At 63.7% G+C, this 24,604-nt stretch carries 26 protein-coding genes and 1 pseudogene; 11 read left to right on the top strand and 16 right to left on the bottom strand.

Going from position 1 to position 24,604, the window contains the following annotated elements:
* On the top strand, nt 1-826 hold an 826-nt coding region (locus tag ACK6AU_RS24765; protein WP_409301985.1), incomplete at its 5' end, for an MFS transporter.
* A gap of 217 nt (nt 827-1,043) precedes the next feature.
* Here ACK6AU_RS24765 and ACK6AU_RS24760 read toward each other — a convergent pair.
* Entirely contained in the window at nt 1,044-2,342 is a 1,299-nt protein-coding gene (locus ACK6AU_RS24760; RefSeq protein WP_409301983.1) for a mechanosensitive ion channel family protein, read from the bottom strand.
* Between the two features lie 193 nt (nt 2,343-2,535).
* On the opposite strand from ACK6AU_RS24760, the gene ACK6AU_RS24755 reads away from it, so the two are divergent.
* Complete coding sequence (locus tag ACK6AU_RS24755; RefSeq protein WP_185698086.1) at nt 2,536-3,879, top strand: DEAD/DEAH box helicase; 1,344 nt, start codon at nt 2,536-2,538, stop codon at nt 3,877-3,879.
* A gap of 62 nt (nt 3,880-3,941) precedes the next feature.
* Here the strand turns inward: ACK6AU_RS24755 and ACK6AU_RS24750 are convergent, their stop codons facing one another.
* Entirely contained in the window at nt 3,942-4,217 is a 276-nt protein-coding gene (locus ACK6AU_RS24750; protein WP_185698087.1) for a hypothetical protein, read from the bottom strand.
* A gap of 294 nt (nt 4,218-4,511) precedes the next feature.
* Between ACK6AU_RS24750 and ACK6AU_RS24745 the strand changes: the two genes are divergently transcribed.
* Nucleotides 4,512-5,093 (top strand): hypothetical protein, encoded by a 582-nt coding sequence (locus tag ACK6AU_RS24745; protein ID WP_185698088.1) that lies wholly within the window; start codon nt 4,512-4,514, stop codon nt 5,091-5,093.
* Between the two features lie 202 nt (nt 5,094-5,295).
* Here the strand turns inward: ACK6AU_RS24745 and ACK6AU_RS24740 are convergent, their stop codons facing one another.
* Both ACK6AU_RS24740 and ACK6AU_RS24735 read right to left on the bottom strand, forming a co-directional pair.
* The gene (locus ACK6AU_RS24740) at nt 5,296-6,240 is read right to left on the bottom strand and encodes a GyrI-like domain-containing protein (RefSeq protein WP_185698089.1); all 945 of its coding nucleotides are present in this window, start codon (nt 6,238-6,240) and stop codon (nt 5,296-5,298) included.
* Between the two features lie 67 nt (nt 6,241-6,307).
* Nucleotides 6,308-7,054, bottom strand: a complete 747-nt coding sequence (locus ACK6AU_RS24735) for a DUF899 domain-containing protein (protein WP_409301980.1) — start codon at nt 7,052-7,054, stop codon at nt 6,308-6,310.
* A 158-nt stretch (nt 7,055-7,212) separates the two neighbouring features.
* Between ACK6AU_RS24735 and ACK6AU_RS24730 the strand changes: the two genes are divergently transcribed.
* On the top strand, nt 7,213-7,605 hold the full coding sequence (locus ACK6AU_RS24730) for a transcriptional regulator (RefSeq protein ID WP_409301978.1): 393 nt from the start codon (nt 7,213-7,215) through the stop codon (nt 7,603-7,605).
* 1 nt (nt 7,606) lies between these two features.
* On the opposite strand, the gene ACK6AU_RS24725 is transcribed toward ACK6AU_RS24730, so the two are convergent.
* The 3 genes from ACK6AU_RS24725 to ACK6AU_RS24715 all read right to left on the bottom strand — a co-directional run bounded on the left by ACK6AU_RS24725 (nt 7,607) and on the right by ACK6AU_RS24715 (nt 9,641).
* Nucleotides 7,607-8,476, bottom strand: coding sequence for a DUF6279 family lipoprotein (locus tag ACK6AU_RS24725; protein WP_409301976.1), 870 nt, complete (start codon nt 8,474-8,476; stop codon nt 7,607-7,609).
* 66 nt (nt 8,477-8,542) lie between these two features.
* Entirely contained in the window at nt 8,543-9,262 is a 720-nt protein-coding gene (locus tag ACK6AU_RS24720; RefSeq protein WP_185698093.1) for a TorF family putative porin, read from the bottom strand.
* Nucleotides 9,263-9,452: 190 nt separating this feature from the next.
* Complete coding sequence (locus tag ACK6AU_RS24715; protein ID WP_185698094.1) at nt 9,453-9,641, bottom strand: hypothetical protein; 189 nt, start codon at nt 9,639-9,641, stop codon at nt 9,453-9,455.
* Between the two features lie 349 nt (nt 9,642-9,990).
* On the opposite strand from ACK6AU_RS24715, the gene ACK6AU_RS24710 reads away from it, so the two are divergent.
* Nucleotides 9,991-10,827, top strand: a complete 837-nt coding sequence (locus ACK6AU_RS24710) for a S1 RNA-binding domain-containing protein (protein WP_409301973.1) — start codon at nt 9,991-9,993, stop codon at nt 10,825-10,827.
* On the opposite strand, the gene ACK6AU_RS24705 is transcribed toward ACK6AU_RS24710, so the two are convergent.
* On the bottom strand, nt 10,824-11,795 hold the full coding sequence (locus ACK6AU_RS24705; RefSeq protein WP_409301971.1) for a LysR family transcriptional regulator: 972 nt from the start codon (nt 11,793-11,795) through the stop codon (nt 10,824-10,826). The genes ACK6AU_RS24710 and ACK6AU_RS24705 overlap by 4 nt on opposite strands.
* Before the next feature lie 175 nt (nt 11,796-11,970).
* On the opposite strand from ACK6AU_RS24705, the pseudogene ACK6AU_RS24700 reads away from it, so the two are divergent.
* A pseudogene (locus ACK6AU_RS24700) lies at nt 11,971-12,815 on the top strand (SDR family NAD(P)-dependent oxidoreductase).
* Between the two features lie 9 nt (nt 12,816-12,824).
* Here ACK6AU_RS24700 and ACK6AU_RS24695 read toward each other — a convergent pair.
* On the bottom strand, nt 12,825-13,985 hold the full coding sequence (locus ACK6AU_RS24695; RefSeq protein WP_409301969.1) for an MFS transporter: 1,161 nt from the start codon (nt 13,983-13,985) through the stop codon (nt 12,825-12,827).
* A 104-nt stretch (nt 13,986-14,089) separates the two neighbouring features.
* Between ACK6AU_RS24695 and ptrR the strand changes: the two genes are divergently transcribed.
* A complete protein-coding gene (ptrR, locus tag ACK6AU_RS24690; protein ID WP_185698099.1) occupies nt 14,090-14,983 on the top strand; it encodes a putrescine utilization regulator PtrR in 894 nt (297 codons plus the stop codon).
* A 134-nt stretch (nt 14,984-15,117) separates the two neighbouring features.
* Nucleotides 15,118-15,246: a PA1414 family protein gene (locus ACK6AU_RS24685; RefSeq protein WP_022642969.1), complete on the top strand. Its 129-nt coding sequence runs from the start codon at nt 15,118-15,120 to the stop codon at nt 15,244-15,246.
* A 77-nt stretch (nt 15,247-15,323) separates the two neighbouring features.
* Here ACK6AU_RS24685 and ACK6AU_RS24680 read toward each other — a convergent pair whose 3' ends face one another.
* The 5 genes from ACK6AU_RS24680 to speB all read right to left on the bottom strand — a co-directional run bounded on the left by ACK6AU_RS24680 (nt 15,324) and on the right by speB (nt 19,261).
* Nucleotides 15,324-15,584, bottom strand: a complete 261-nt coding sequence (locus ACK6AU_RS24680; protein ID WP_409301967.1) for an acyl carrier protein — start codon at nt 15,582-15,584, stop codon at nt 15,324-15,326.
* Between the two features lie 27 nt (nt 15,585-15,611).
* A complete protein-coding gene (locus ACK6AU_RS24675) occupies nt 15,612-15,875 on the bottom strand; it encodes an acyl carrier protein (protein ID WP_409301965.1) in 264 nt (87 codons plus the stop codon).
* 265 nt (nt 15,876-16,140) lie between these two features.
* Nucleotides 16,141-17,520 carry a sodium:solute symporter gene (locus tag ACK6AU_RS24670; protein WP_185698102.1) on the bottom strand — a complete coding sequence of 460 codons (1,380 nt, stop codon included), beginning with the start codon at nt 17,518-17,520 and terminating at the stop codon, nt 16,141-16,143.
* 411 nt (nt 17,521-17,931) lie between these two features.
* Nucleotides 17,932-18,300, bottom strand: a complete 369-nt coding sequence (locus tag ACK6AU_RS24665; RefSeq protein ID WP_409301963.1) for a DUF4440 domain-containing protein — start codon at nt 18,298-18,300, stop codon at nt 17,932-17,934.
* Nucleotides 18,301-18,310: 10 nt separating this feature from the next.
* The gene (gene speB / locus ACK6AU_RS24660; RefSeq protein WP_185698104.1) at nt 18,311-19,261 is read right to left on the bottom strand and encodes an agmatinase; all 951 of its coding nucleotides are present in this window, start codon (nt 19,259-19,261) and stop codon (nt 18,311-18,313) included.
* Between the two features lie 357 nt (nt 19,262-19,618).
* Between speB and ACK6AU_RS24655 the strand changes: the two genes are divergently transcribed.
* Together ACK6AU_RS24655 and ACK6AU_RS24650 are read left to right on the top strand one after the other, a co-directional pair.
* Entirely contained in the window at nt 19,619-20,512 is an 894-nt protein-coding gene (locus tag ACK6AU_RS24655; protein ID WP_031321135.1) for a LysR family transcriptional regulator, read from the top strand.
* Nucleotides 20,513-20,524: 12 nt separating this feature from the next.
* Entirely contained in the window at nt 20,525-21,121 is a 597-nt protein-coding gene (locus tag ACK6AU_RS24650) for a tRNA-uridine aminocarboxypropyltransferase (RefSeq protein ID WP_409301960.1), read from the top strand.
* 15 nt (nt 21,122-21,136) lie between these two features.
* Here ACK6AU_RS24650 and ACK6AU_RS24645 read toward each other — a convergent pair whose 3' ends face one another.
* The gene (locus ACK6AU_RS24645; protein WP_152896936.1) at nt 21,137-21,532 is read right to left on the bottom strand and encodes a YbaN family protein; all 396 of its coding nucleotides are present in this window, start codon (nt 21,530-21,532) and stop codon (nt 21,137-21,139) included.
* 10 nt (nt 21,533-21,542) lie between these two features.
* Nucleotides 21,543-22,130, bottom strand: coding sequence for a YecA family protein (locus tag ACK6AU_RS24640; RefSeq protein ID WP_185698106.1), 588 nt, complete (start codon nt 22,128-22,130; stop codon nt 21,543-21,545).
* A gap of 332 nt (nt 22,131-22,462) precedes the next feature.
* On the opposite strand from ACK6AU_RS24640, the gene recQ reads away from it, so the two are divergent.
* Nucleotides 22,463-24,586: a DNA helicase RecQ gene (recQ, locus tag ACK6AU_RS24635; RefSeq protein ID WP_185698107.1), complete on the top strand. Its 2,124-nt coding sequence runs from the start codon at nt 22,463-22,465 to the stop codon at nt 24,584-24,586.
* Nucleotides 24,587-24,604 lie beyond the last annotated feature (18 nt).

Below are 24,604 nucleotides of genomic sequence, written 5' to 3'. Positions count from 1 at the left end.
CCTGGCGGGAACCGGGGTCGGGACTTTTGCCGGGCCGCTGCTGGCCGGCTGGCTGATGGAGCATTTTTCCTGGGAGGCGACCCTGCAGATCTTCGCCGGCGCGATCCTGCTGCTCGGCCTGGCTGCCACGGCCCTGATGCGCAGCGGCCCCCAGGAGCTGGGGCTGTTCGCGGACGGCCTGCCCGCCATGGCCGAGCGGCCCCAGGTGGCCACGGCCGGCCTGTGCCTGGCCGAAGCCTTGGGCATGGCGCGCTTCTGGTGGTACTTCGCGGCGATCCTGTGCGGTTCGGTGGGGCTGTTCGTGGCGTTGGTGCACATCAATCCCTATGCCCGGCAGGCGGGGCTGGGGGTGTCCGCAGCCAACTTGCTGATTGGCCTGATCGGCGTCGGCAACGTCGGCGGCCGCTTGTTCCTCGGTAGCCTGGGCGACCGGATCGGCAGCCGGCGCCTGCTGATCGCCCTGACCTTGGCCCTGGTGCTGTTGAACCTGCTGTGGCTGCTGGCCGATGGCTTCATGGCCCTGGCGTTGTTCGCCCTGTGCTTTGGCGTGGCCAACGGCGGTTGCATTTCGCTCTACCCGGCGGTGGCGGCCGATTGGTTCGGCACCGCCAACCTGGGGGCGATCCTTGGTGCCCTGTACATGTCGGTAGGTATCGCGGCATTGCTGGGTGGCAGTCTCGCCGGCTGGCTGTTCGACCTGTACCAGGGCTACGGTGCGGCGATTGGCCTGGGGGCTGCGTGCGCGTTGCTGTCCGTGCTGTTCATCCTGATGGCTTGCCGTTCGCTGCCCGACCCGCTGTCCCAGGCAGCGCCGACGGCAGCCTGAAACGCCAGGAATTGGGGGGGCTGGCGTTTGCGTTGGGCGCAGAGCGCCTAGTGCCGGTCAGTCAAGCGAGGCGGCCCCCTGTAGGGGCAGCCGATCGACGCTCGATTGCTCGCGAGGGGCGTAAACGGTGGCGCGTGTTCACCGGGTAAACGCAGCGCTCTGAGGTCCATCGCGGGCAAGCCTCGCTCCTCACCGTTCCTTGACTGATCGGCATGGGTCAGAGCGCCTGTTTCTCGCTCGGGCCGATATGGCTGGCGCCCAGTACCGCCGGCAGCAGGCCGGCCCGCAGGTCGCTGCCGCTGGGTTGCTGGTACAGGCTCAGGCCGAACTCCGGCATCACCGCCAGCAGGTAGTCGAAGATATCCCCCTGGATCCGTTCGTAGTCGGCCCACACCGTGGTGCGGGTGAAACAGTAGATCTCCAGGGGAATGCCCTGGGCCGTGGTCTGCATCTGGCGCACCATGCAGGTCATGTTCGGCTGGATCTCGGGGTGGCTCTTCAGGTAGGCCAGGGCATAGGCGCGGAAGGTACCGAGGTTGGTCATGCGCCGACGGTTGGCCGCCAGCGCGGCAACGTTGCCCTGGGCCTCGTTCCAGCTTTTGAGCTCGGCCTGCTTGCGCCCGATGTAGTCGGTGAGCAGGCGTACTCCGCTCAGCCGCGCCTCTTCGTCGTCATGCAGGAAGCGCACGCCGCTGGCGTCGATGAACAGGCTGCGCTTGATCCGCCGGCCGCCGGATTGCTGCATGCCGCGCCAGTTGCGGAACGATTCGGACATCAGCCGCCAGGTGGGGATCGAGACGATGGTCTTGTCGAAGTTCTGTACCTTGACCGTGTGCAAGGTGATGTCCACCACGTCGCCGTCGGCGCCCACCTGGGGCATTTCGATCCAGTCGCCGACCCGCAGCATGTCGTTGCTGGTCAGCTGCACGCTGGCGACGAAGGACAAGAGGGTGTCCTTGTACACCAACAGGATCACCGCCGACATGGCGCCCAGGCCCGAGAGCAGCAGCAGCGGCGAGCGGTCGATGAGCGTGGCGACGATGATGATGGCGCCGAACACGTACAGCACCATCTTCGCCAGTTGCACATAACCCTTGATCGAGCGGGTGCGGGCGTGCTCGGTACGGGCGTAGATGTCCAGCAGGGCGTTGAGCAGGGCACTCAGGGCCAGCAGCTGGAACAGGATGGTAAAGGCCATGGCCAGGTTGCCGAGGAACAGCTGGCTGGCCTGGCTCAACTCCGGGACCAGGTGCAGGCCGAACTGGATCACCAGGGACGGAGTCATCTGCGCCAGGCGGTGGAACACCTTGTTCTGGCGTAGGTCGTTGAGCCAGTGCAGGGCCGCTTGCCGACCCAGCAACCGCACGCCATGCAGCACCAGGTAGCGGGCCACCCGTCCGAGTACCAGGGCGACCACCAGCAACAGGGCCAGGCCCAGGCCGGCGTGGAGGAGCGGGTGTTGGTCGAGGGCTCCCCAGAGGTCCTGGGTATCGAGCCAGAGCTGTTTGAAGTCCATGGGCTAAAACGATTCTTCTGTGTGGCACAAGGGGGGATTAGAGCATCTAACCCCGGCAAAGTTACGGCGTGAGAAAAATCGGCTAACAAAAAAACAACTCTTTGCCACCGTTTGCACAAAGAAACTCGGCCTTGGCGCTCGAAACCGTTACCCTATGCAGCTGTTTTTCTGCACATCTTCGAGGTAGCACCCCGTGTTTTCCCAATTCGCCCTGCACGAACGCCTGCTCAAAGCCGTGGCCGAGCTTAAATTTGTCGAGCCGACTCCGGTACAGGCCGCGGCTATTCCGCTCGCGCTGCAAGGGCGTGACCTGCGGGTGACGGCACAGACCGGCAGCGGTAAGACCGCGGCCTTCATCCTGCCGATCCTCAATCGCCTGATCGGCCCGGCGAAGATCCGCGTCAGCATCAAGACCCTGATCCTGCTGCCGACCCGGGAACTGGCCCAGCAGACCCTGAAGGAAGCCGAGCGTTTCTCCCAGTTCACCTTCATCAAGTCCGGCCTGATCACCGGCGGCGAGGATTTCAAGGTCCAGGCCGCCATGCTGCGCAAGGTGCCGGACATTCTCATCGGCACCCCGGGCCGCCTGCTGGAACACCTCAACGCCGGCAACCTGGACCTCAAGGAAGTCGAAGTGCTGGTGCTCGACGAAGCCGACCGCATGCTCGACATGGGTTTTGCCGAAGACGTGCAACGCCTGGTGGATGAATGCCCGAGCCGCCAGCAGACCATGCTGTTCTCCGCCACCACTGGTGGTTCCGGCCTGCGGGAAATGGTCGCCAAGGTCCTCGATAACCCCGAGCACCTGCAACTCAACAGCGTCAGCCAGCTCAACGAGACCACGCGCCAGCAGATCATCACGGCCGACCACAACCAGCACAAAGAGCAGATCGTCAACTGGCTGCTGGCCAACGAGACCTACCAGAAGGCCATTATCTTCACCAACACCCGGGTCATGGCCGACCGCATCTACGGCCGCCTGGTGGCCCAGGACTACAAGGCGTTCGTCCTGCATGGCGACAAGGACCAGAAGGATCGCAAGCTGGCCATCGACCGCCTGAAGCAGGGCGGGGTGAAGATCCTGGTGGCCACCGATGTCGCTGCCCGCGGCCTGGACGTCGAGGGCCTGGACCTGGTGATCAACTTCGACATGCCTCGCAGTGGCGACGAGTACGTGCACCGCATCGGCCGTACCGGCCGCGCCGGCAACGAAGGCCTGGCCATCTCGCTGATCTGCCATGGCGACTGGAACCTGATGTCGAGCATCGAGCGCTACCTCAAGCAGAGCTTCGAGCGTCGCACCATCAAGGAGGTCAAGGGCACCTACGGCGGTCCGAAGAAGGTCAAGGCCTCGGGCAAGGCCGCGGGTACCAAGAAGAAAAAGACCGATGCCAAGGGCGACAAGAAAAAGTCCCTGGCCAAGTCACCGACCAAGCGCAAGAGCGCCAACCGGCCGAAGAGCGACGGTCCGGCCCTGGTCAGCCAGGACGGCCTGGCGCCGCTCAAGCGCCGCAAGCCCGCGCCGGCCGCTGAGTAAAGTGCAGGCCTGAGCGCCATGAAAAGCCCGGACCTGGCCCGGGCTTTTAGTTTTCCGGACTTTCAGCGGTCGGCTTTTTGCTCGGCGTCGGCCAATTCCTTGAGGCGTTGGTCGATCAACTGGCAATCGTCGGGCAGATCCTTGCTGGCGCTGCCAAGGTTCATCTTCTGCAACTCATCGTTGATTTCCTTGGCCTTGGTCGGGTTCTGCTCGGTGATCTTGCTGACCTCCCGGGCCAGTTGCTCGCGCTTGGCGCTGGCTTCGTCCGGGGTACAGGCCCAGGCGGGCAGGGCCAGCAGCAGGCTGCCGGCGAGGGTGAGCAGGTTCAGGGTTTTCATGGGCAGTGCCTCATGTGGCGGGCAGGGGGACATCCGGTTGAGGCGCCAGGAGCGGGCAAAGTTCAGTTGGATCAACCCCGGCACGCCCGTTCTGCAAGCTGGGTTGAATTGACGCCTGGATGGTGGCGAACTAATATCGCGCGCCTTTCCTGGTATCGCTGCTGTCCCTTAGGGGCGAGTCTTCGCGTTTTCCCCTCAAGCGTTCCGGATCATGGGCCAGCGCCAAGCGCCTGGATGTGTTTCCTTGATCCGAGCCAGTGCACCCAACGAAATCGCTTTCAAGGAAGATCCTTAATGCGCCTGCTGTCGCTGTTGTTCACCTGTGTCTTGCTCGTCGGGTGTGCCTCCCGGCCGGATTACTACATCTCGTCCAAACCCGTGCGGATTCCTGCCGACGCCACCTACTGGATCGACCATTTCGATCTGCAACTGATCGGGGAGAGCCCGCGCTTCTTGCCTGAGGACAAACTGCGCCAGCAACTGGGCACGGAGCTGATCCAGCAACTGGGCAATGCCAATCGCTACGCGGCCACCAAGGAGAGTGCCGATTACCTGCTGGATGTGGAGGCGGTGTACAAGCGCCGGCTCAGTGATTCCCAAGGTGGGCTGGTGTCCAAGATCGTCGATGACAATACGATCCTGGCCAGTGTCGACTTCGCTTACAAAGTCCAGGTCAAGCGTGCCGGTGCCGAAGTGTTGCACTTCGCCCAGCAACGCGATGGGCTCCAGCCTGCCGGCGCCATGGGCCAGTTGCGCAATATGAAAACCATGCTTGGGGTGATTACCAACAGCGGTAACTCCGATGTGGAGACCTTCTATGTCCGGGTTCTGCCGCGCTTCATCGTGCGCGATATCAGGGCCATTCCGTCCCGCTGAGGCCAATGCTCTGGTCATGAACCTGGCAAAAATGACGGGGGAGCACAGGCTCCCCCGTTTGCATCTGGCGACTACAGGATCGTGAGCGTAATGCCGGGCTTGCATTCCGGCCCACCGGCGCTGGGAACGTGGTGGGCATCCACCGGATAAGCTTCGCATCCGGGCGGCCTGCTACCTCCTGCGCATTCAGATTCTTTGTGGCTTACAGCGCCTTGACCGGAAAGCAGATATCGAACTCCAGATCACCGGTTCGATCGTTCCAGGCGTCCAGCGGATACAGCTCGAAGGCTGGCCGCGCGTCGGGCTGCATACCGCTCTTGGGCAGCCAATCGCGGCACAACTCGCTCCAGGTATCGGCGATATCGGGGCCTTTGCCCTGGTAGTGAGTGATCGCATAAAGGCCGCCGGGCAGGGTGGTGACGACCGCGGGAGCGCGGCCTTTGAAGTCGAGGGGGACTTCGACGCAGGCGTCGTAACGACATTTCTCGGGCGGGGTGACGTAGGGGTCATCATGCCCGATGCCATAGCGTGCGCGGCCCAGCAGCCCGTTCTCGGCCATCCAGGGGATGACGGTCTGCTGCCAGAACAGGCCGATCCCCGGTCCGTAGGCGCCGATATAGCGCAGGTAGGCGACGCGGACGGGAGGCAGTTCCTTGATGGTGACCTTCATTGTGAGCTCCTTCAGGTGAATGAAGGCATCAGGGTCGTCGAAAGCCGGGATGTGGGTCTGATCAGGATTGCGCAATTGCCGCAGGCGGCGTTCGCGAATGTCGTCCAGGCGTCGGTGCCAGCGCTTGGGTTCGGTGTCGCGCCAGGTGCTGGGCGAGACTGAGAAGTGCTGCTTGAACGCCCGGGAAAAGGCCTCGCCGGAGCCGAAACCGACTTCCAGAGCGATCTCCAGGATCGAGGCAGCGGGGCGGCTGGCCAGCAGATACGCGCCGCGGGCCAGGCGCCGGCGCCGTAGATAGACGCCCAGGGGTTCGCCGACCCAGGCGCTGAACAGGCGATGAAAATGAAAAGGCGAGAAATGCGCCACCTGCGCCAAGTCACTTAGCTCCAGGGGCTGGTCCAGGTGTTGGTCGATATGCTCCAGCACCCGGTTCATGCGCAGGGTGTATTCGTGGAGGCTGTGGTAGGCAGGAGTCATGCCTACAGCTTAGCTGGCACCGTGGTGGAACCGCTACTACGGTTCCACCGTCGATCGTGCGCGTCGTTCAGTGGTCGCAGCAGCATCCCGCCCGCGGCTCTGCACCTGGGGTTGGCGCATAGCGGTCATGATGGCGAACCCAGTTCATGATCGGCCCCTCGTTGCGCCCCTTGGGCGTGAGATCGAGGAAGTTGTATGTCCCCAGCAGCAGGTCCAGGCCCCGGGCATAGGTGGAGTAGGTATGGAATATCTGTCCCTGCTCGTTGCGATAGAACACGCTCAGGCCGGGCCGCTCCAGCTCGTTGCCGCTGACTGGCGCGTAGTTGTAGCTGGCTGTGGCGCTGGCCAGCTGTTCGCTGTCGAAACTGACGCCGAAGTCCTGGTTGAAGTCGTTGCCGGCGCAGGAAAACCAGTCGAAGCGCCAGCCCATGCGCTGGCCAAAGGCCTGGAACTGCTCGTAGGGCGCGGGGGACACCGCCACCAGCGCCACGTCATGGTGGGCCAGGTGCAGGTTGGCCCCATCGAAATGATCGGCCAGGAATGAGCAACCCTTGCAGCCTTCCTCCCAGCCGTCACCGAACATGAAGTGATAGACCACCAATTGGCTGCGACCGCCGAACAGCTCGGCCAGCTCCAGTACGCCTTGGGGGCCGTGGAAGCGGTAGGGCTTGTCGATCCGTACCCAGGGCAGGGCCCGGCGTTCGGCGCTGAGCCGGTCGCGTTGGCGGGTGAAGGCCTTTTCGTGGAGCAGATGTTGCTTGCGCGCTTGCAGCCATTGTTCCCGGCTGACCACGGGATGATCGTTGATATCCATGACGTCGTTCCTCAGGGCGGGGATGGGTTCTACGCACGCTAGTCGTTTGGCGGCCAAGCCGATCGACAAGTTGCCAGGCGGTGCGAATTTCCTGAACGGCTGGCTTAGCCACCGGTCACAACTCAGGCAAGGCATTGCATTCTGGAGGTTGAATCGACATGGCGAATTACGACTGGGATTTGATCGAACGCTTGCTGCACGAAGTGCAGAACGGTGCTGGCCACAGCTTCACTCCAAGGCCCTATGCCGAGCAGCATGCGGCGGCCATGGCCGCCGAAGGCGCGCCCACGGGCAACCTGGATGAACTGAAAAGTACCGCCACCGAGTACGAAAAACTGCTGCTGGACCGGGAGTTCATCCGGAGTAGGCCGGAAGAAGAGGGCGGTAACGGCGAGAACTTCATCCTCACGCCCCGGGGCTCGAGCTTGTTGTGTTTGCTCGACAGCAGCATTCCGGGCAACGAGCACCCACGCCAGGTGCTGGACGAGCAGGCCGATGCCCTGGATCCCCTGACCTTCGACGAGCTGGCATCCAAGGCCCAGATCGCCTGAGTCAGGGACGGCGGGCGTCCTGCAAGCATTTGAGGTTGGTGAAGTCCTGGCGCACGCTGTCGATCTTCTTCAGCAGGCGCTGGCGTTGTTCGGGGCTGCTGCTGGCCATCAAGTCCACTACGAGGCTGCGCGCGGCCTGTTCGGTGTGCTCGTAGGCCTGGCGGTAGTCGGCGGTCCACAGGCTTTCGCGGTCCACCAGCAATTGCTCGATGCGCTGCGCAAAGTCGCTGGCCCGCCGCTGCTGTACTGCAGCGCTGAACAGTGCCTGCCAGTGGGCGCGGTTGGCAATCCACTGGCGGTTCTGTTCGCCCAGGGATACGGACCATTGCTCGACACGCAGGCGCTGTTGCGGGTTCAAGGGGCCGAGCCAGGCCCTGAGGCGTTTTTCCATGCGCTGGCTGCGCTGTTCGATCTGCCGTGCCAGGGTCGGCTGGAGGTACTGCTCGCGGTGTTCCTGCAGGTCCTTGGCCAGGGAGCTGTTCATCTGCGCCACTTGCCGCTCATCCAGGCCTTGCAGCAACTCCACGGCCGATGGGGTGATCTGGCGGGCGATTGTGGCGATGGCTTGCTTGGCTTCCTGGGTGCGCGCCTGCAGCGCCGCATCATTGACCTGGTTGTCGCGGATCATCGATTGCAGGCGGTCGAGCCAGTCCAGGTAGCCTGGTAGCTGGGTGCTGCAATGCCAGCTCAGGTGCTGCTGCAGACGCTGGTCGAGCCAACTCTTCTGCTCGCGGTTCATATCCAGATAGTCGTCCAGGGTCCAGGGAATGATCACGTCCAGGTTGCGGTAGGCCAGGCCCACCCGACTACAGGCGCCCAGCAGCAGGCTGGCGATCAGCAAGGCGATGAAGAGGTAGCACCGGCGCGACATATCCAGGTCCTTGGGTGTGCGGGTTGCTGCATCTGAACCCTGAAGGCTCCCGGCAGTTCAGCTCTTCTAGTAGAAGCTGCGCTCGGCCTTGAAGGTCAGCAGGCCGTCGCAGCGGCTGTTGTGTCCGGAATAGGCCGGGCAATCGCTGCCGTTGAGGCTGGAGTCGCTGTAGATCAGGTTGAGATCGATCCCCAACCAGGGGCGGGAGAACTTGATCGACCAGTCGTTGAAGCTGGAGATGTAGCCGCCCTTGGCCACCGACACGGCATTGTTCAGGCGGTAGGTGCTGTACTTGACGCTGACCCCGATCCCGAACGGTGGGTTGCCGCCCAAGTCGGCGAACAGGGTGCTGTTGCGTCGGTCCGGGTCGTTGCTGAAGGCCGCGCCGAAACGGCTGCCCAGCAGGCTCAGGCCGCCGTAGAGCTGCTGGCTGTCCTGGGTGCGCAATTGCGGATAGTTGTAGTGGATCACTCCCAGTTCATAACCCAGGTTCTGGTCGAGGGGCTGCTTGAAGCCCAGGTAGGAATCGACCTCCAGGCGGCTCGCGGGGCTCAGGCCCAGGCTTGGCGACCACTGGCCGAAGTACCAGCCGCTGTCGTGACCCAGGTCGAGGCCGCCATGGAAAGAGCCGCTGGAAGCTGGCTTGACCAGGCCCTGGGCCATGCTGCGGCTGGGGCTGGTGCCCAGCTTGAGGTCGAAGTCGCCCAGCTCGCGCTGGAAGATCTGCGCCTGGGCCAGTGGACACGCCAAGGCCAGGCAGATGGCCAGGAAAGTGGGTGTGCGCATGCAGCACTCCTTGGACTACGGGGAGTGACAGCCTGGAATGGCTGAAACGATTTATCCAGAGGCTGCAAGCATACTGGTCATGGCCTGCCGGTTCGGGCCGTTCGTCGATTTTTGCTGGGGAGGGGAGAAGATGGCGCCAGTCCCGGCGCTTGGGGCAAGCGCCAGGGGACCAGGAAAAGCGGGAGGAGTGTTACTTCTTGCCGAGGCTGATCTGCTTGGATGGGCTGAAGGTCTGGCCGCTGACGCCCTTGGCGATCTGCTGGATCTGGCCGCCGGATTTCAGGAAGGCGGCGACCTGTTCATTGATTGATTCGCTGGTTTCCACCACGGGGGCAGGTTTGACTTTGCTGTTGGAGTTTTTTACTCGCATGGTTGCCATTTAACCTTTGGGAAAATTAATTTGGCCAGCCATCCTAACAGAGTCGCCAGATAATTGTTTGTTTGTCTGGATATTAGTGCGGGTCGGGGTTTTTTCTTATTCCTGCAGTGTTATCTCGAATATGCCGCTAAGTCGCTGTTTTAAATAAGACCTGCCAGGCCAATGGCCGTCATGGAGCGAGGGCGAATGGCCAAGACGGCGGTTCCTGGCCTGACGAATGGGCTGCAGCCTGTCGCCAAAGCCGGGAAAACCGCCACCTGGCGCGGATTTTCCGCAGCGGCGCCACAGCGGCACCAACCTGGCCATGGAAAACAGGTAGAATGCCGCCCACGCAATGAGGGTATTGGAAATGGCTTTAGTCGGGCGTTACAACAGTTTGCAAGTGGTTAAACACACCAACTTCGGTTTGTATCTGGATGGCGGTGCGGATGGCGAGATATTGCTGCCCAATCGTTATATTCCCAAGGATATTCCCAGTGAAGATGAAGACTGGCTGAACGTTTTTGTTTACCTGGATAGTGCAGACAAGTTGATTGCAACAACCGAGAAGCCGAAAGTCCAGGTCGGTGAGTTCGCCAGCCTCAAGGTCGTCGAAGTCAACAGTATCGGCGTCTTCCTGGACTGGGGACTGTCCAAGGACCTGCTGCTGCCGTATTCCGAGGAAAAGCGCCAGCTCAATGCCGGTGATTATTGCGTGGTGCATGTCTACCTGGACCGCCATACCCGCCGCATCACCGCCACCGCCCGCCTGGACCGTTACCTGGACAAGACCCCGGCCAACTACCAGGCCGGCCAGGAAGTCGACCTGCTGGTGGTGGAGTCCACCGACATGGGCTTCAAGGCGATCATCAACAACAAGCACTGGGGCCTGATCCACAAGAACGAGGTGTTCAAGTTCCTGCGTTCCGGCATGCAGGAAAAGGGTTTCATCAAGGAACTGCGTGCCGATGGCAAGATCAGCCTGAGCCTGCAACCTGTGGGTGCCCAGGCCGCCAGCAGCCTGAATGCCAAGATCCTGGCCAAGCTGCGGGAAAGCAATGGCACCCTGGAGGTCAGCGACAAGAGCGACCCGGCTCTGATCAGCCGCCTGTTCGGGGTCAGCAAGGGCAACTTCAAGAAGGCCATCGGCGCCCTCTACAAGCAGGGCCAGATCGTCATCCACGCCGATCGTATCGAGCTCAGTTAAGGCTCGTTCCCTTCCACTCCGGGGGCTTTGCGTCCCCGGGCCGGTTCCCAGGCCACTTCGGCGGACGCCGGCGGCGCAAAATCCAGCAAGTCGATGAAGTTCTCCAGCAGTGGCGAGGCGTTGAGCCGGTTGTGGCTCATGTACAGGCCGATGCCGGGATTCGGCTTGCGCCCCAGCGCTGTTATCGGGCGGAACACCACCTTGCCCCGCAGGGTGGTATCGGCCACCGATTCCGGTACCAGCGCCACCCCGAAACCACAGGCTACCAAGCCGATCTGGGTATGGACCCGCGCCGCTTCCTGGACCACCCGGGGCTGGAAACCGGCGGCTGCACACAGGCCCATCAACTGGCTGTGGTATCCGCTTCCCAGGGGCTGGGAGGTGAACACGAAAGGCTCGTCGGCAAACTCCTGCAAGCGCACCTCCTGGCTGTTGGCCAGTGGATGCCCGGCAGGCAGGGCCATGAGGATCCGCTCGTCGAGGATCAAGCGTGATTCGATGGAGTCGGCAGGCAAGGGCAACAGGCGCATGAAGGCGATATCCGCCTCGCCCTCCAACAGGGCCTTGGCCTGGCTGGCGGAGGGCATCTCGCGGATGACCAGCCGGACCTTGGGATAGCTTTCGCGAAAACGCCGCAGGCCATGGAGCAGGCCATCGTAGTAGGTCAGGGACAGGGTGCAGATGGTGAGCTGGCCGGCGATACCTGCACCGACCTGGCGCGCTTGCTCGATACCCTGCTCCAGGTCCTTCAGGGTGCAGTAGGCGACATTGAGGAATGTCGAGCCGGCCGGGGTCAGCCTGACCTCGCGCCGGTTGCGGATGAAGAGGCCGAAGCCGAGCTTCTGCTCGAGGCGATGGATAGCCTGGCTCAGGGCCGGTTGCGCCATGAACAGGCGGTTGGCGGCCTTGTGGAAGTTCAGTTCCTCGGCGACCGCGATGAACTGCCTGAGCAGGCGGGTCTCGACCATTTCTCGCATTCCCTCGTTGGCATTGAGCGACACGCCGCCATCATAGAGGCGCCGCCGGTAGGCTCCAACCGGGCCCGGGCTGATAGCTGCGGGGTATCAGTGGCGCATCGATAAAGTATCAAGTCCTTCCGTTGTTTGTTGTTAAGGTGCGGGCGACACAACAGGAGAGGCCAGCATGGATTTCAAGGGTAGGACTGCCATCGTCACCGGGGGCGGGCGCGGCCTGGGCCTGGACTATGCCCGCGCGTTGGCCGGGCTGGGTGCCCGGGTGGTGATCAGCGACCTGGGCACCGATCGCCTGGGCGCGGGCGCCGATGAGCAGGTGGCCGTCACCGCGGCGCGTATGCTGCAGGCCGAAGGCGGGCAGGTGGTCGCCCATGCCGGCGACCTGGCCGATGAAGCCACGGCCCGGCAGTTGGTGGCCCTGGCCGTCGATACTTTCGCCGGGGTGGACATCATCATCCATAACGCCGGCTGGGTCGGTTACCAGAGCATCGAGGACACCGACCGCGAGTTTCTTTCGCGGGCGCTGGACGTCAACGTGCAGGCACCGACCTGGTTGTGCAAGCACGCCTGGCCCTATCTCAAGCGTTCTGACGCGGCGCGGGTGGTCCTGACCACCTCGGACCGGGCCATGTACCAGCAGTATGCCCAGCCCGGGCTGTTGGCCTATGCGGCCGGCAAGATGGCCCAGTTGGGCATCATGAATGCCCTGGGCATGGAGGGGCGGGAGCACGGGATCCTGGTGAACGCCGTCTCGCCGGTGGCCAAGACCCGGATGTGGGGCGTGACCGAGGCCCCGGTCGAGCTCAAGCCGGAATGGGTGACCCCGGGAGTGCTCTACCTGGCCAGCGCCGCTTGCCGTGATAGCGGCTAGTACTGCGGGCCAGCAATGGCCAGTTCACCGCGACCCGCTTCAGTGAGAACCCCGGGGTCGACTATCCCCGAAACCTGGCTCGGGTCGCGGCGAGCAGTCTCGAGGATGTCGCCCGCCTGTGGGAGCCAATCAAGGACGGTTGAACGGCCCGCTCAGGACAGCGCCGCGCACGAGGGCTGCAGCCGTTGCCGGCCGAGCAGCAGGCCCCCGCCAAGCAGCAGGCCGCCACCTGCAACCAGCAGGGCCGGTTGCAGGCTGCCACTGAAGTGGCTGCTCAGCGCCGCCAGGAGTGGGCCGCTCAACTGGCCCACGGCGAAACAGGCGGTAAGCAGGCCGGTGTTGCGCTGGACGGCGTGGGGCGCCAGCTCCCGGGAGCGTTGCATCACCAGTTGCATGCAGGCCAGGAACGGCGCGCCGCACAGCAGCACCCCCAGCAACAGCCCCCAGCCGCTGTCCAGCAGGCAGGCGAAGACGCCGATGGCCTGTAGCCACAAAGTCGCGACCAGCCAGTGGCGGGTGCTGTCCGGAGAGTGCCGGCGCAGGCTGACCAGCAATACCCCCAGGGCGGCGGCCATGCCGAACCCGGGCCAGAACAGGTCGGCCTGCCACTGGCCATGGAATCGGGCGCTGGCCATTTGCGCGAGAAAGGTCGCGGGGATGATGTAGCCCACGCCGTACAAACCGTAGACCAGCCCCAGGCGGCCCACGCCTGGCTCGCTCACCGGGTTGGCCTGGACGGCACCCTGCGGATCGGTGTCGGCCTGGGGCAGGATCGGCAGGGTGACCAGCAGCATCAACAAGGCCATTGCGGCGTACAGCAGCCACAGGTCGGCCGAGTCGTGCCCCAGCAGATTGCAGCCCAGGGCCAGCAGGCCGGTGAGCATGATACCCAGCCCGGGGCCGGCGAACACCAGGGCTCCCAGCCGCGGGCGCCCGGCAGCCTGGGCCAGGGGCTGGCTCAGGGCGGTGATCATCACCAGAGCCCAGGCGCTGGCCACCCCGGTGCCGAAACGCAGCAGCCAATGCGGCCAGAAGCCCCGGGCCCAGAACGACGCCAGGGTCAGCAGCACGCACAGCCACAGCCCTCCCAGCAAGCGTCCACGCACCTGGGACGGGCGTCGGGCCAGCATCGCATCCAGGGCACCGATGAGATAACCCAGGTAGTTGGCGGCGGCAATCAGTCCGCCGTCAGTCAGGTCGACCTGGCCTTCGCTGATCAGGTGCGGCAATTGCGGGGTCAGGGCGAAGCGGCCAATGCCCATGGCCATCATCAGGGCAATGAAACTGGCGAGCAGACGGATCAGGGGAGACATGGTCGTTGTTCCAGTGACAGGAAGGATGACCGTCAGGCTAGAGTCGATTGACTTTCGTTAAAAATGAATAATATTGAGTAACTTGTTCAGTTTTAGAGAAAGTCATGGAGTTCAGCCAACTGCGTATCTTCCAGGCCGTAGCCGAGGAAGGCTCCATCACCCGGGCCGCCGAGCGCCTGCACCGGGTGCCGTCGAACCTGTCGACCCGGCTCAAGCAGTTGGAGGATCAACTGGGTGTCGAGTTGTTCGTGCGCCAGCGCCAGCGCCTGCAACTGTCGCCGGCGGGCAAGGTACTGCTGGACTATGCCGTGCGCCTGTTCGCCCTGCACGACGAAGCCCAGGCGGCAGTGCTGGGGGGCCAGCCGGCCGGCGATTTTGTCCTGGGTACCATGTACAGCACGGCGGCCATTCACCTGCCCGGGCTCCTGGCGCGTTACCACCGTACCTATCCGGCGGTGAACCTGCATGTGCAATCCGGCCCCACGGGTGAGCTGCTCGAAGGGCTGCTCGCCGGACGGCTGGACGCCGCGCTGGTGGACGGGCCGAAGGAGCTGGCGGGGTTGGACGGCGTGCCCTTGTGCAGGGAGAGCCTGGTATTGATCAGCGAGATCGATCATCCGCCGGTGCACACGGCCCTGGATGTCGAGGGGCGGGCGGTATTCACCTTTCGCCAGGGCTGTTCCTATCGCATGCGCCTGGAATCCTGGTTCGCCCACTACCATGCGGCAATGGGCCGGGCCATGGAGATCGAGTCCTACCAGGGCATGCTGGCCTGCGTGATCGCCGGTTCCGGGATTGCCCTGATGACTCGTTCGATGCTCGACAGCTTGCCCGGGCGCGAAAGCGTGGCGGTGCATCCCCTGGCCGAACCGTTCGCCTACTCCACCACCTGGCTGATGTGGCGCAAGGGCATGGTGGGGGCCAACCTCAATGCCTGGATCGAACTGCAGCAAGGCTCCGCTGGTCCGATAGAGCAGTCGGTGCGTGCCTCGGCATGAGCGGTCCTGGGCGATTGGCCATAATCCAGTAACAGTTCATTGCCATCACAGGGCAGCGCACGGGAAAACTTAGGACTATTATCTGCTTGAGGCGGCGTATGACAGCCGCTTGGCATGACCCTTGAGGGGGCACTATGAAAGATAAACTGCAAAGCTGGCTGCACGACCTTGGCGTCGCACTGGGCCTGATCGAGCCACCGCTGCAACCGGTGCCGATTCCTACCGAGGAAGAACTGCGGCGCCGTCGGCAACGCCGTCGCTGAGTTCGCTGCGAGAGCGGGACAGGCCCCGGCTCTCGCCTGTTGCTCCCTGACGCCGGGCCGCAAGCCGGTCCTGCGAATCAATCCTCTTGTCGCCGGGACATCTCCAGCAACCATTCGATCAGTTCATGAACGCAACGCAGTTCCCGGAGCGCGTGCTGTTCCTCGCCGGTGGGAACGCATAGGCCAAAGCGGTCTTCCAGGCGCCACAGCAATTCTTCCAGGTCATCCCGTTCCAGCCCCAGGGCCCTCAGCTCGCTGCTATCGTCCAGGCAGGTGCGTTCGCCCAACCAGCAGCGAATGAGCGCATGCACGGCCCGACGGGCTTCGCTGCGGTTCATCGAACTGTCTTGCGCGATGATCGCGGGTCACGGATGCATGGGGCGAAGGTCCCGGCGCCGGGTCTTTTCCAGGATGAACAGGCTCAGCTCGCTGATGGAGTGGATCCAGTACAGATCGTGCTCGGCGTCGAGCCGGATGTCGAACTCGCTTTCCAGGCTGTGCAACAGGGCCTTGAGGTCCAGGGAGTAGGTGTCGCTGGTGTGCGCCTGGCTGGGAGGGGTCCGCCATTTCTGGGCCATTTGGGCTTCGATGGCCTGGCGGATGCTTTGCTGGATGTCGAAACGGTCCATAAACACCTCGGGGCAGGGGGAGAGGTTTTTATTGTTATGACCCCGTCCAAGGGTGATGCGATAGCGCGCACAGTTGCTGCCAGCGATCCTTGTACCGTTCTCCTGCGGGAACGATCGTCGCTGAGTCAGAGTACAGCACAGGATTTTTGCCACAGGGGTGACCATTCGTCCCCTGGGAAATGCCGCAAGCCTCGTGCTGTGTTGCCTGGGCGAAAAAAAACGGGTGCGGCCACCGACGCCGCACCCGTCGAAGAAAAACTTCAGCTCAGATCGCACTCGCCAGCGGGGCCGTGCGCCGCGAAGCCAGGCTGACCGCCACGAAGCTCACCAGGCCCGCCATCAGGCTGTAGTAGATCGGAGTGTTGGCATCCAGGCCGTCCTTGAACATGAACACCAGGGCGGTGATGAATCCCAGGCTCATGCTGGCGATGGCCCCGGCGGTGGTGGCGCGCTTCCAGAAGATCGCCCCGATCAGCGGGATCAGCATGCCGCCTACCAGCAGGTTGTAGGCCAGGGTCAGGGCGCTGATCACGTCGTTGACCACCAGCGCGATACCCAGCACCACGATACCGGTGAGCAGGGTGAACAGACGGTTGATCCCCAGGCTCGATTGCTTGCCGCCACGCAGCCGTGGCAGCAGGTCCTCGGTCAGGGTGGTGGACGCGGCCAGCAGTCCGGCGCTGGCGGTGGACATCATGGCGGCCAGGGCGGCAGCGATCACCAGGCCACGGATGCCGTCCGGCAACGAGGCCTTGACGATGGCGGCGAAGGCGTTGTTCGCGTTGTCCAGGTCCGGCAGCAGCACATGGGCGGCCATGCCGATCAGGGCGCAGGCCAGGCCGTAGAGCACGCAGTAGAAACCCGCCAGGGTGCCGGCGTACTGGGCGACCTTCTCGGTCTTGGCGGTGAACACCCGCTGCCAGATGTCCTGGCCGATCAGGATGCCGAAGAAGTAGATCATGAAGTAGGTGATGATGGTGTCCCAGCCGATGGTGGTGAAGCTGAAACTCGCGGCCGGCAGCTTGGCCACCAGTTCATCCCAGCCGCCGACGCGGTACAGGCAGATCGGCAGCAGCAGGAACATCAGGCCGACGGTTTTGATCACGAACTGGACGATATCGGTCAGGGTCAGCGACCACATGCCGCCGATCGCCGAGTAGATCACCACTACGCCGCCGCCCAGCAGTACCGAGAGCCAGAACGGCAGGTTGAACAGCACTTGCAGCACGGTGCCGATGGCAAGGATCGAGGTCACGCCGATCATCAGCGCATAGGCCAGCATGATCACGGCGCTGGCCTGGCGGGCCATGGGGTTGTAGCGCTTTTCCAGGACCTGGGTCACGGTGAAGATCCGCAACTTGAGCAGCGGCTTGGCCAGCAGCAGGTTCAGGGCGATGATCCCGGCACCGAGGGCGGCGCACAGCCAGAAGCCGGAGATGCCATGGACGTAGCCCAGGCGCACGGTGCCGACGGTGGACGCACCACCCAGCACGGTGGCGGCCATGGTGCCCATGTACAGGCTCGGTCCCAGGTTGCGTCCGGCCACCAGGTAGTCCTCGTGGGTCTTGGCCTTGCGCATGCCGTAGTAGCCGAGCACCAGCATGCCGGCGGCGTAGATGAGTACGACGAATAGATCTAGAGCCATGATGGCGTGTCTCCGATTATCTTTTTTATGTGAAACAAACAGGTCATGTGCCGCGGTGGCTGGCCCGCCACCGCGCGCAGGTCAGGCGACTTGGCGCAGGGGGCTACACCGGGCATGCTCGCGCGGATCCTCGGGGGCGTTAGGTCTCTGCAGGTTTCGGGCCGGGGCCCGACAGAACGTTGCCGCAGCTACCGAGTGAAGAGCGGGCGAGGAGGGGCGACAGGCCGCGCAATGAGCCACTGGTGCGCTCGGGCACGTCAGGCCGGATGTCGTCGGAAATGGGGCGCAGGCGCTCGCGAGCTCCCGCGTTGCGTGTGCGTGGCTGGGGATCTGTTCGACCCTGTTGATTTCAATGCTGCTAAGGCGTGTTTCTTTGTTGTTGTTATTCATGATCTGCTCCGATCACATTGGCTAAGGGGGTGGCAGCCCTTCCGGCATCGCGGACAAAAAATCGTGGCAGGCCAGCCATAGGCCTTCTTGTTGTTGGCGCGACCCGAGGGTGGCGCGCTCCTGGCTAAAGTGTTGCTCCCCTTGCATGCGCGGCATCGTGGCCACGTCATGGACAAACACGACGGCATCGGCTTGCAGGCCGGCGACGACGTTGTTCGCGCTACGTGTCCGTACCGCGAAACCATCCCTGGTCCGCCGCCTACCCGGCGATGCCGACTCGGCATCACGGGACAGCGACGATTGGGGACGGCGGTGGCGCCAGCCGGCATCGACCGTCGGCGCCGCGAGCCATCCGGCTGCGGCGTCGAGGAGGCAGTGCCACTGGCTCATGCCCTGGTTCTCAGCGATGGGTTACGCCGGGCAGTACGCAGAGCATTTCATAGAGCAGGTTGGCACCCAGCAGCGAAGTGTTGCCGGTGGTGTCGTAGGGTGGCGATACCTCCACCAGGTCGCAACCCACCAGGTCCAGGCCCTGGCAGCCACGGACGATCTCCATGGCCTGGATGGTGGTCAGGCCGCCGATTTCCGGGGTGCCGGTGCCTGGCGCCCAGGCCGGGTCGATGCCGTCGATGTCGAAGCTCAGGTACACCGGGCCGTCACCGACCTTCTCGCGGACTTCGGCCATCAGCGGGGCCAGGGACTTGTGCCAGCACTCTTCGGCCTGCACCACACGGAAGCCCTGCTTGCGGCTCCAGTTGAAGTCCTCGGCGGTGTAGCCCTGGGCCCGCAGGCCGATCTGCACCACGCGGTCGCAATCCAGCAGGCCTTCTTCCACGGCGCGGCGGAAGGTGGTGCCATGGGCGATCTTCTCGCCGAACATGTGGTCGTTGACGTCCGCGTGGGCGTCGATGTGCACCAGGCCGACCTTGCCGTGTTTCTTGTGGATGGCCCGCAGGATCGGCAGGGTGATGGTGTGGTCGCCGCCCAGGGTCAGGGGAATGACGTTGTGCTCGAGGATGGCGTCGTAGGCCTCCTCGATGATGCGCACGGCATCCAGCAGGTTGAAGGTGTTGATCGCCACGTCGCCGATATCGGCCACGTTCAGCGAGTCGAACGGCGCGGCGCCGGTGGCCATGTTGTAGGGACGGATCATCACCGATTCGGCGCGGATCTCCCGCGGGCCGAAGCGAGTGCCGGAGCGCAGCGAAGTGCCGATGTCCAGGGGAACGCCGACGAATGCGGCATCCAGGCCGGCAGGGCTGGGGACATGGGGAAGACGCATCATGGTGGCGATGCCGCCAAAGCGCGGCATTTCATTACCGCCCAGCGGTTGGTGGAGAGTCTTGTCCACGGGATAGGCCTCATCGTTGTTCTATTTATGGGGTCGAAGGCGCGGCAGGTCCTGCCCGTTCGACCGAGTGGGGCCGATTCTGCGAAATGTAGTGCGGAGAAAGAATCGCTACGAACAAATACTTAGTTCAGATTTTTCTAAACTAATTGCAGCGGGCAGGCTAGACTCTGGCGCGCTTTCCGAGGCCCTGCATGGCACAGGCGTTCGGCCCCGGCTGGTGGCGCAGCCGCCGTTAGCCGGGTTGCCGGGGCCAATTGGAAGTGCACATGGACGTCATCGCAGCTGCTTGCCCGCCCAGCGACGCGAGCTTGCTCGCCACAGGGAAGGTGTGTTTATCACCTGCTAGCGGAGCCTGTCATGGCCAACGCTTTACCTGATCTGAAACTATTGCGCATCTTCGTCAGCGTGGTGCGGCATCAGGGATTCGCCAATGCCCAGCATGAGCTCAATCTGTCGACGTCGGCCATCAGCACCTACATGAGCCAGCTGGAAGCGTCCTTGGGGTTGGTGTTGTGCCACCGGGGGCGGGGTGGGTTCAGCCTGACCAGCAAGGGCGAGTTGTTCCACCAGGAAACCCTGCGCCTGCTGGGTGAGCTGGAGGGCTTCGAGCAGTATGCCGCCGCCCTCAAGGGCGAGTTGCGCGGCACCCTGAACCTGGGGGTGATCGACTCCACCGTGAGCGACAAGGCCCTGCCGTTCGCCGAGGCGATTGGTGCCTATAGCCAGGAACACCCGGCGGTACACCTGCACTTGTCGGTGATGAGCCCCCACGAGCTGCAATTGGGGGTGCAGGACAATCGCCTGGACCTGGCCATCGGGGCTTTTTCCACGCGCATGAGCGGCCTGGTGTACATGCCGCTGTACCGCGAGCAGCACTGGTTGTATTGCAGCAATCGCCATCCGCTGTACAGCGAGCGGCGGATCCCCGAGCAGGTGATCACCCAGCAGCGCATGGTGGGGCGTGGTTATTGGAGCCAGGCCGAATTGGCCCGGCATGGCTTCAAGCACAGCGCGGCGACGGTGGAGAGCATGGAGGCGCAGTTGATCCTGGTGCTCTCCGGGGCCTATATCGGCTACCTGCCGGAGCACTATGCCCAGGCCTGGGCCGACAGGGGCGATTTGCGGGTGCTGCTGCCGGCGACTTTCGGTTACCAGGCGCCGTTTTCCATGATCATGCGCCGTGGCCGTGGCCGGGAGCCGCTGATCCAGACTTTCCGGGACCTGCTCAAGGCCCAGCTGAACCAGGTGTAGCAAGGAGTTTTCATGTCTCGAGCACGTTGCGAGCGATGCCTGCGTCCAGCAGGCCATTGCCTGTGTCCACTGATTCCACGGTTGTCCAGTCGCACCCGGGTATTGGTGTTGCAGCACCCGAGCGAGGTCAATCACGCCCTGAATACCGCGCGACTGGCGGCACTGGGGCTGAGCAACGCCGAGCTGAGGGTCGGGGAAGTGTTCGAGGACCTGCCGGAGCTGCTCGGGCGTCCCGGTTACCGGCCGCACCTGCTGTTCCCGGCGGACGCTGCCCAACCGCTGCGGGCCTACTCGCCAAGCCAGGAGCCGATGTTGCTGGTGGTCCCCGATGGCACCTGGCGCAAGGCGCGCAAGCTGCTGCACCTCAACCCGCTGTTGGCGCAATTGCCCCGGGTCACCCTGGAGGCTATGCCGACCTCGCGCTATCGCCTGCGCAAGGCCCCCGGTCCCGGCGCCTTGTCGACCCTGGAGGCCATAGTCGAGGCGTTGCAGGCCCTAGAGGCACCGGCTTCGTTCGAGCCGCTGCTGCGTCCCTTCGACGCCTTGATCGAAGGCCAGATCGCCGCCATGGGCGCCGAAACCTACCAGCGCAACCACGCCAAGCCCTGATCCCGTTCGGGTTTTTCAGGGCCGGCGCAGGGTCTTCTGGCGCAGGATGTAGATGCTGACCAGCACTGCGCTGGTGAGCATGAAGCCGCGGGCCCAGGGCAATGGCACCAGGTAGCAGGACAAGCCGATGCTCAGCCACATCAGGCCGATCGCGTAGACCTTGCCCTTGAGCGGAATGCCGTTGCCTTCCAGGTAATCGCGGATCCATGGCCCCAGGCGCGGGTGGTCTACCAGCCATCGGTAGAAGCGCGGAGAACTGCGAGCGAAGCAGGCGGCCGCCAGCAGCAGGAAAGGAGTGGTGGGCAGTACCGGGAGGAAGATGCCGAGTACCCCTAGCGCTACGCTCGACCAACCGATGGCCAGTAGAACGTAACGCAACAGCAGGGGACGCTGGCCTATGGGCTTGGCCATAGGCTCAGGCTCAGTGGTGGCGAGGCTTGAGCAGTGCCGGTTTTTCGTCGGGGGCGTTGCACAGCAGGTACAACGCGGTCAGTGCTTCAGGAATCTGCACGATCATGTCGTCCATCAGGTTGGCATCGCTGGCGATATCGGAGAACTCGGGCTGTTCGTCGAACAGGCCGGAACCCACCATGATCGGCAGGAGCATCTCGCTGACTTCTTCCTCGGCGGTTTCGAACCAGGCCGCTTCACGCAGGAATACGCCTTCCATGAAGCCGATGCACCAGCCGCGCAGGTCGGAGTCGTCCGGGTCGTCGCCCAGGTCGAGATCGCATGGCAGTTCGAACTCTTCATCCGAGGCCAGTTGGCGCGCGATGTGCGCCTTCAGGGCCAGCAGGGTCGATTCGATGGCTTCGCGCTCGGCGTCGTCGCGATAGTGCGGCTCCTCGGCGAAGAGGGTGTCGATCCATTCACGCTCCGGGACGTTTTCCGAGCAGATCGACAGCGCGGTCAGGTAGCCGTGAGCGGCCACGTAGTCCAGCGCCTCGTCGTGCAGATCATCTGCATCGAGGAAGACTTGCAGGCGGGTTAGTTGCTCAGCGAAGGACATTGACGGCTACCTTGGGGAATAAACGATGCTGAATTCTAGGCTTTCTTGAGCGCCCAGGCCAGCCACGATGCAGCTGCGGGCGGTTCCAAAGGTTACCAGCGGTCCATTGTCGGCGCCCTTTGCGGGGGAGGGCTCGGGTATACTCGCGCGTTTCGTGTGACCCGCCAGGCCGATGGCCAGGCCGGGGCCGCCCGCCCAGGCAGCTGCCGAGGTTCCCGGCACCGGTGCAGGTGGGCGTTGCAACCTGGCGGCGACGCCATGCCATGACCCATCGCACAGGCGGCCGGGTAGCGGCGTTCCCCTGGCGATTTCCGTATTTTTTGGAGTTTTTCATGCTCGAACAGGCTCAGCGCGTCCTCAAGGACATCTTTGGCTACGACAGTTTCCGTGGTCGCCAGGGGGCGATCATCGAGCGCGTGGCCAGCGGTGGTGATGCGCTGGTGCTGATGCCCACCGGTGGCGGCAAGTCCCTGTGCTTCCAGGTCCCGGCATTGTTGCGTCCCGGCCTGGCGGTGGTGGTGTCGCCATTGATCGCGCTGATGGAGGACCAGGTCGCTACCCTGGAGGAACTGGGGGTCGCAGCCGCGGCGCTGAACTCCACCCTGAGCCCCGAGCAGCAGCGTGACCTGGCGGTGCGTATCCGGCGTGGCGAAGTGAAGATGCTCTATCTCGCTCCCGAGCGGTTGGTCCAGCCGCGGATGCTGGCGTTCTTGCAGAGCCTGGATATTGCCCTGTTCGCCATCGACGAAGCCCACTGCGTATCCCAATGGGGGCATGACTTCCGTCCCGAGTACCTGCAATTGGGGCAACTGGCGGAGATGTTCCCCGAAGTGCCGCGAATCGCCCTGACGGCCACCGCCGACAAGCGAACCCGCGAAGAGATCGTCAATCGCCTGCACCTGGAGAACGCCGAGCGCTTCCTGTCCAGTTTCGATCGACCGAACATCTTCTATCGGATCGTGCCCAAGGAGCAGCCGCGCAAGCAGTTGCAGGCGTTTCTCAACGAGCGGCGCAGCGATGCCGGGATCGTCTACTGCCTGTCGCGCAAGAAAGTCGACGAGGTGGCGGCATTCCTCTGCGAGCAGGGCTTCACCGCCTTGCCCTACCACGCGGGGCTGCCGGCCGAGTTGCGCGCCTATCACCAGAAACGCTTCCTCAACGAGGAGGGGCTGATCATGGTGGCGACCATCGCCTTCGGCATGGGCATCGACAAGCCCAACGTGCGTTTCGTCGCCCACCTGGACCTGCCCAAATCCCTGGAGGCCTACTACCAGGAAACCGGGCGTGCCGGTCGTGACGGCCTGCCGGCCGATGCCTGGATGGCCTATGGGCTGCAGGACGTGCTGATGCTCAAGCAGATGCTGCAGAACTCCGAGGGTGACGAGCGCCACAAGCGCCTCGAGCAGCACAAGCTCGACGCAATGCTGGCGCTGTGCGAGGAAACCCGTTGCCGGCGCCAGGCGCTGCTGGCCTATTTCGATGAAGACATGCCGCAGCCCTGCGGTCATTGCGACAACTGCGTCGATGGAGTGCAGACCTGGGATGCCACCGAGCCGGCGCGCCAGGCGCTGTCGGCGATCTACCGCACCGGCCAGCGCTATGGCGTCGGGCACCTGGTGGACGTGCTGTTGGGCAAGGACACGGAAAAGGTCCGTAGCTTCGGTCACCAGCACTTGTCGGTGTTCGGTGTCGGCAAGGCCCGTAGCGAAGGCGAGTGGCGCTCGCTGTTCCGCCAGCTGGTGGCTCGCGGGTTGGCCGACATCGACCTGGAAGGCTACGGCGGCCTGCGCTTGAGTGACAGTTGCCGGCCGTTGCTCAAGGGCGAAGTCTCCCTGGAACTGCGCCGCGATCTCAAGCCGCAAACCGCGGCCAAGAGCACCAGCCAGGCCAGCCAGTTGGTCCGGGGCGAAGAGCGCGAGCAGTGGGAAGCGCTGCGGGCGTTGCGCCGCAAGCTGGCGGAAGAGCACGGCGTGCCGCCCTATGTCATCTTCCCCGACTCGACCTTGCTGGAAATGCTCCGCAGCCAGCCTGGTTCCATGGCCGAGATGGCTCGGGTCAGCGGCGTCGGTGCCCGCAAGCTGGAGCGCTATGGCGCGGCGTTCCTCGAGGTGCTGGGCGGAACTGCCGAGGCGCCGAAGGTGGTTGCCGATATTCGTCACGAACTGATCACCCTGGCCCGTGCCGGCATGACTCCAGCGCAGATCGCCGGTCAGTTGCAATGCACCGAAAAGAACGTCTACACCCTGCTGGCCGAAGCGATCGGCAAGCAGCAGTTGTCCCTGGAGCAGGCGCTGGATTTGCCCGAGGACTTGCTGGGGGAAATCCAGGACGCGTTCCTCGATGGCGAGGGCGAGCTGCCGCCGGTGGCCGAGGTGATCGAGTTGTTCGCCGGCCGGGTGCCCGAGGGCGTGTTGTATTGCGTGCGCGCGGCGTTGCAGTCGGAGTTCGAGATTTAACTTGGGTGCGTCAATGTT

The sequence above is a fragment of the Pseudomonas sp. KCJK8993 genome (assembly GCF_046230915.1).
In the GTDB taxonomy this organism is placed as follows: Bacteria; Pseudomonadota; Gammaproteobacteria; order Pseudomonadales; family Pseudomonadaceae; genus Aquipseudomonas; species Aquipseudomonas piscis.
The sequence above is the reverse complement of the archived record's forward strand: the minus strand, read 5'-3'. Positions and strand labels throughout refer to the sequence as shown.

What these genes read in the sequence shown, in the direction of transcription:
- ACK6AU_RS24645 (WP_152896936.1), bottom strand. Translation starts at nt 21,532, where the DNA reads ATGGCCAAGCCCATAGGCCAGCGTCCCCTGCTGTTGCGTTACGTTCTA.
- ACK6AU_RS24650 (WP_409301960.1), top strand. Translation starts at nt 20,525, where the DNA reads ATGTCTCGAGCACGTTGCGAGCGATGCCTGCGTCCAGCAGGCCATTGC.
- ACK6AU_RS24665 (WP_409301963.1), bottom strand. Translation starts at nt 18,300, where the DNA reads ATGAGCCAGTGGCACTGCCTCCTCGACGCCGCAGCCGGATGGCTCGCG.
- ACK6AU_RS24670 (WP_185698102.1), bottom strand. Translation starts at nt 17,520, where the DNA reads ATGGCTCTAGATCTATTCGTCGTACTCATCTACGCCGCCGGCATGCTG.
- ACK6AU_RS24720 (WP_185698093.1), bottom strand. Translation starts at nt 9,262, where the DNA reads ATGCGCACACCCACTTTCCTGGCCATCTGCCTGGCCTTGGCGTGTCCA.
- ACK6AU_RS24715 (WP_185698094.1), bottom strand. Translation starts at nt 9,641, where the DNA reads ATGGCAACCATGCGAGTAAAAAACTCCAACAGCAAAGTCAAACCTGCC.
- ACK6AU_RS24745 (WP_185698088.1), top strand. Translation starts at nt 4,512, where the DNA reads ATGCGCCTGCTGTCGCTGTTGTTCACCTGTGTCTTGCTCGTCGGGTGT.
- ACK6AU_RS24675 (WP_409301965.1), bottom strand. Translation starts at nt 15,875, where the DNA reads ATGGACCGTTTCGACATCCAGCAAAGCATCCGCCAGGCCATCGAAGCC.
- ACK6AU_RS24655 (WP_031321135.1), top strand. Translation starts at nt 19,619, where the DNA reads ATGGCCAACGCTTTACCTGATCTGAAACTATTGCGCATCTTCGTCAGC.
- ACK6AU_RS24730 (WP_409301978.1), top strand. Translation starts at nt 7,213, where the DNA reads ATGGCGAATTACGACTGGGATTTGATCGAACGCTTGCTGCACGAAGTG.
- ACK6AU_RS24705 (WP_409301971.1), bottom strand. Translation starts at nt 11,795, where the DNA reads ATGGTCGAGACCCGCCTGCTCAGGCAGTTCATCGCGGTCGCCGAGGAA.
- ACK6AU_RS24710 (WP_409301973.1), top strand. Translation starts at nt 9,991, where the DNA reads ATGGCTTTAGTCGGGCGTTACAACAGTTTGCAAGTGGTTAAACACACC.
- ACK6AU_RS24695 (WP_409301969.1), bottom strand. Translation starts at nt 13,985, where the DNA reads ATGTCTCCCCTGATCCGTCTGCTCGCCAGTTTCATTGCCCTGATGATG.
- ACK6AU_RS24750 (WP_185698087.1), bottom strand. Translation starts at nt 4,217, where the DNA reads ATGAAAACCCTGAACCTGCTCACCCTCGCCGGCAGCCTGCTGCTGGCC.
- ACK6AU_RS24740 (WP_185698089.1), bottom strand. Translation starts at nt 6,240, where the DNA reads ATGACTCCTGCCTACCACAGCCTCCACGAATACACCCTGCGCATGAAC.
- ACK6AU_RS24685 (WP_022642969.1), top strand. Translation starts at nt 15,118, where the DNA reads ATGAAAGATAAACTGCAAAGCTGGCTGCACGACCTTGGCGTCGCACTG.
- ACK6AU_RS24760 (WP_409301983.1), bottom strand. Translation starts at nt 2,342, where the DNA reads ATGGACTTCAAACAGCTCTGGCTCGATACCCAGGACCTCTGGGGAGCC.
- recQ (WP_185698107.1), top strand. Translation starts at nt 22,463, where the DNA reads ATGCTCGAACAGGCTCAGCGCGTCCTCAAGGACATCTTTGGCTACGAC.
- ACK6AU_RS24735 (WP_409301980.1), bottom strand. Translation starts at nt 7,054, where the DNA reads ATGGATATCAACGATCATCCCGTGGTCAGCCGGGAACAATGGCTGCAA.
- ptrR (WP_185698099.1), top strand. Translation starts at nt 14,090, where the DNA reads ATGGAGTTCAGCCAACTGCGTATCTTCCAGGCCGTAGCCGAGGAAGGC.
- ACK6AU_RS24680 (WP_409301967.1), bottom strand. Translation starts at nt 15,584, where the DNA reads ATGAACCGCAGCGAAGCCCGTCGGGCCGTGCATGCGCTCATTCGCTGC.
- ACK6AU_RS24640 (WP_185698106.1), bottom strand. Translation starts at nt 22,130, where the DNA reads ATGTCCTTCGCTGAGCAACTAACCCGCCTGCAAGTCTTCCTCGATGCA.
- ACK6AU_RS24725 (WP_409301976.1), bottom strand. Translation starts at nt 8,476, where the DNA reads ATGTCGCGCCGGTGCTACCTCTTCATCGCCTTGCTGATCGCCAGCCTG.